At 54.9% G+C, this 2,876-nt stretch carries 4 protein-coding genes; all 4 read right to left on the bottom strand.

All coding sequences use genetic code 11. The annotated features are described in order from the left end of the window. Window positions 1–171: 171 nt before the first annotated feature. The gene (locus tag B0E41_RS26365) at window positions 172–588 is read right to left on the bottom strand and encodes a hypothetical protein (protein WP_143433584.1); all 417 of its coding nucleotides are present in this window, start codon (window positions 586–588) and stop codon (window positions 172–174) included. Window positions 589–710: 122 nt separating this feature from the next. Next, window positions 711–1,211, bottom strand: a complete 501-nt coding sequence (locus B0E41_RS00205; protein WP_077327401.1) for a hypothetical protein — start codon at window positions 1,209–1,211, stop codon at window positions 711–713. Between the two features lie 95 nt (window positions 1,212–1,306). Further along, complete coding sequence (locus B0E41_RS00200; RefSeq protein ID WP_143433583.1) at window positions 1,307–1,981, bottom strand: hypothetical protein; 675 nt, start codon at window positions 1,979–1,981, stop codon at window positions 1,307–1,309. A gap of 122 nt (window positions 1,982–2,103) precedes the next feature. Then, window positions 2,104–2,541 (bottom strand): T6SS immunity protein Tdi1 domain-containing protein, encoded by a 438-nt coding sequence (locus B0E41_RS00195; protein WP_077327395.1) that lies wholly within the window; start codon window positions 2,539–2,541, stop codon window positions 2,104–2,106. Window positions 2,542–2,876: the final 335 nt, after the last annotated feature.

Raw genomic sequence — 2,876 nt, 5'->3', positions numbered from 1 at the left:
ACGCGGCTGCCCATGCACAAGGCCAGCCGCATCGACGAGCTCTTGCCGCACCGCTGGCAGCCCACTGACATCTGATCGTCAGACAGGACTGTCGGCGGTGGTCAACATGGGTTCGCCGGACGCTTACGCTGAAGGCAAGCGGCGCCATAGGCGTCCGACTTGTGCGTCCAGTTAAACATCCATTGGACGCACACGACGACTGCGCTGAATAAGAGATAGCAGTTCTGGCCAAGTAATAGCCAACAGGCCAGCAACCGTCAGAAACATACCAACATAAATCCCATGCGCCTGCCCGGCGCTTGCGCTGAAATGCTGCACCAATGCAGGCGCCAGCGTAACGGCACTCAGCAGGAACACTGGAAAAGAAAGATACCTCAGGGTTCCTAAGGCAACGGACCGCCATTTCTGCAATTTCAATGCCCTGACGGGAAGCGGTGCGGCACCAATAAACGCGATTGCAGGAAAGATGGCCGCATAACCAAGCGTGCTTCCGAGTGCCACAGCGTTCGCAATCGATCCCACGTACACGCCCAAACTGCCGATTGCCGCCAAAGATGCCGCGAACCAAAAACGGAGGGGTGCTGACATTGATGTTTAACGTCAGCGTTGATCAGCGCGCACTGGTACTGCGCCGCATGGCGTAGGCTCGTCCACACGCTTTGCGGCGCAGTGCCAGTGCGTGTCCGCGTCGAACGACCTGTTATGCCGCTTCATTTGCCTTGAGCCTTCAGCCGTCGAAACGTTTTCAGGAATGCAGTAAGAGCCGGGTCATCCGCAATCCAAGAGTTGCAGCTACTGACAGCCATGTCCGCTTGCAGTGCAAAGACGTATTCCATTCCTGCAACAAGTGCGCGGGTACAAACCGGATTTCGATAGTCCGCGCCACCGACGACAGAAACGGTAGGGCGTTGAGGCCCCTTGAAGATCTCGGTTGGGGCAACCTCGGCTTGAACGGCCTCTGTCCCGACTATGTCGCTAAGACCCGGATTCTTCGTCAATGAGGTGGCCATGACACGCCCACGAAATACGTATGTGGACTCTGCAAACCACTTCGATCCCTGCATCTTGGCGCAGCTGCACGCCTCTGCTGCGCCGGACAGCATCAGGGCGGCTACGAACCAGATCACCTTAGGCATAACGCCCAGGTTAACCGGCGCCGGAGCGCAAAGCGCGTAGGGCACCAACACTGGCCATGACAATGGCGAAGCCATGGCCAGTGTTGGCGTCCGCGTTAAACCGACAGTTATGCTGGAGAGCGAAGGCACGGTGTTGAAGTTCCATTGGGACGTGGGTAAGATCCGCTGCGCTAGTTAAATGGAGTCCAAATTGGTTGCTGGCTTCCATCTATTTGCCTACCAAAGTGCCTGTAATGCTGATGTTCTTCGGACGTGATTCTGTGAGCTGTAATGGGCAATTGGATGCTCTTGGGTTGGCTCAGGTCGCACGTCTCCGAAAGGCTCTCGATGGCAGTCGCGAGGATAGCCTTAAATTGGTGGAAGTCGAAGTCTCGGTTCACGTCGCGTATGAGTTCTAGCCTAGACAAATTCTTCAGGGTTTGCGCCAGTTTAGGCTGAAGAATCAAGTCATCTTTTTTGAGGTTTAGATGCCCTACGCACCTAGTTGCTAGTCTCATGAAGAGGTTCTGCGTGTAGGCCGGGATTGGGTCGTCTTCTTCCGCTTGAAGAATTCTTGAATAAAGTTCATCGAGGTCAAAGTTTCGACTGTCACCTTGCCATACCCAAATGGCGTGATCAAGCTCTTGCAGGACGGACATTGCAATGCTCCTGCAGCTGTCCTGCGATCTCCGCCTCTCATAAAGCCAATCAACGATCAGCACAGTGAGTGCCGTGCCAATGAAACCAGTTCCCAAGTTTGCGAGAACTCCGGAGGTTTCCTGAGAAATGTGGCCGTGATAGACGAAATACAGTGATGCAACTGCGGCTATCAAGAACACCAGTGAGATAGCAATGCGTTCTTTCATGCGAGTGCTTGTTGAGGCCTAACGTCGGCCGTGAATGGGCCACAACGGCGCACTCAGCATTGAAGAATGGCGACCACGCTGGCCGCCGTTGTGGGTCCATTCGACGAACCTGTTATCCGCGGTCATGGAGCAATCACCAATCGGACTTTGGCGCCATCAGGAAGGTCTTTGACCTGTCGCGCGATGTGCCCTGATGCGCGAATGAGCTCGTTCAAGCCGATCGTGCCGAAGTTCTCTTCGCTGTACTCTCCGCCCATCACGCTCGGAATCTTCAGGCAGTACTTTCGCCCTTCTGCAAGGACTCCGAGCACGGCGAAAGCACGGTCGACAAGTGCAGACATGTGCCAATCGCGCAGAAAAGCCTGATCCTTCGAGAGTGCATCCAGCTCCTGGCGAGTCGACGCGATGACACGACAGTCGCTGTCTTCAGGGCAGATGCGCCAGTAGCTTCCATCCACGTCCTTCACGATCAGGTTTCCGAATTCATTCTCGCCAACCACCTCAAGTGGCTGGATGCCCGTCCATCCCCAGGCGGTCCGAATCTCGTCGATCAGTTGCATTGCGGATAACTTTGATGTAGTTCGTGTTTCACCAGATACCCACAATTGCCACGAGATAATATGGCGCGTCAAATCTGAAAATTGTGTTTGCATTCATGAAGTTACAGCGGCATACTGGATGCATGAACAGGTACAGCAGATCTGACAAAGTTCGTGAGGTTGTTGCCGCGCCTCTGCAGTCCAACCGTTTACTGGATCAGGTTCGCGAACCCTGATGGCCAGTCAAATTCCCCCGTCTATGGCCACCTCAAACTCCCCCACCTGAACTGATCGGGGATAGGGGTTAAACGCCGGCGTCGTCGGCACCTGTTGGCAGGACATTGATCCAGTCTTCC

This window comes from Hydrogenophaga sp. A37 (assembly GCF_002001205.1).
Lineage (GTDB): Bacteria > Pseudomonadota > Gammaproteobacteria > Burkholderiales > Burkholderiaceae_C > Hydrogenophaga.
The sequence above is the reverse complement of the archived record's forward strand: the minus strand, read 5'-3'. Positions and strand labels throughout refer to the sequence as shown.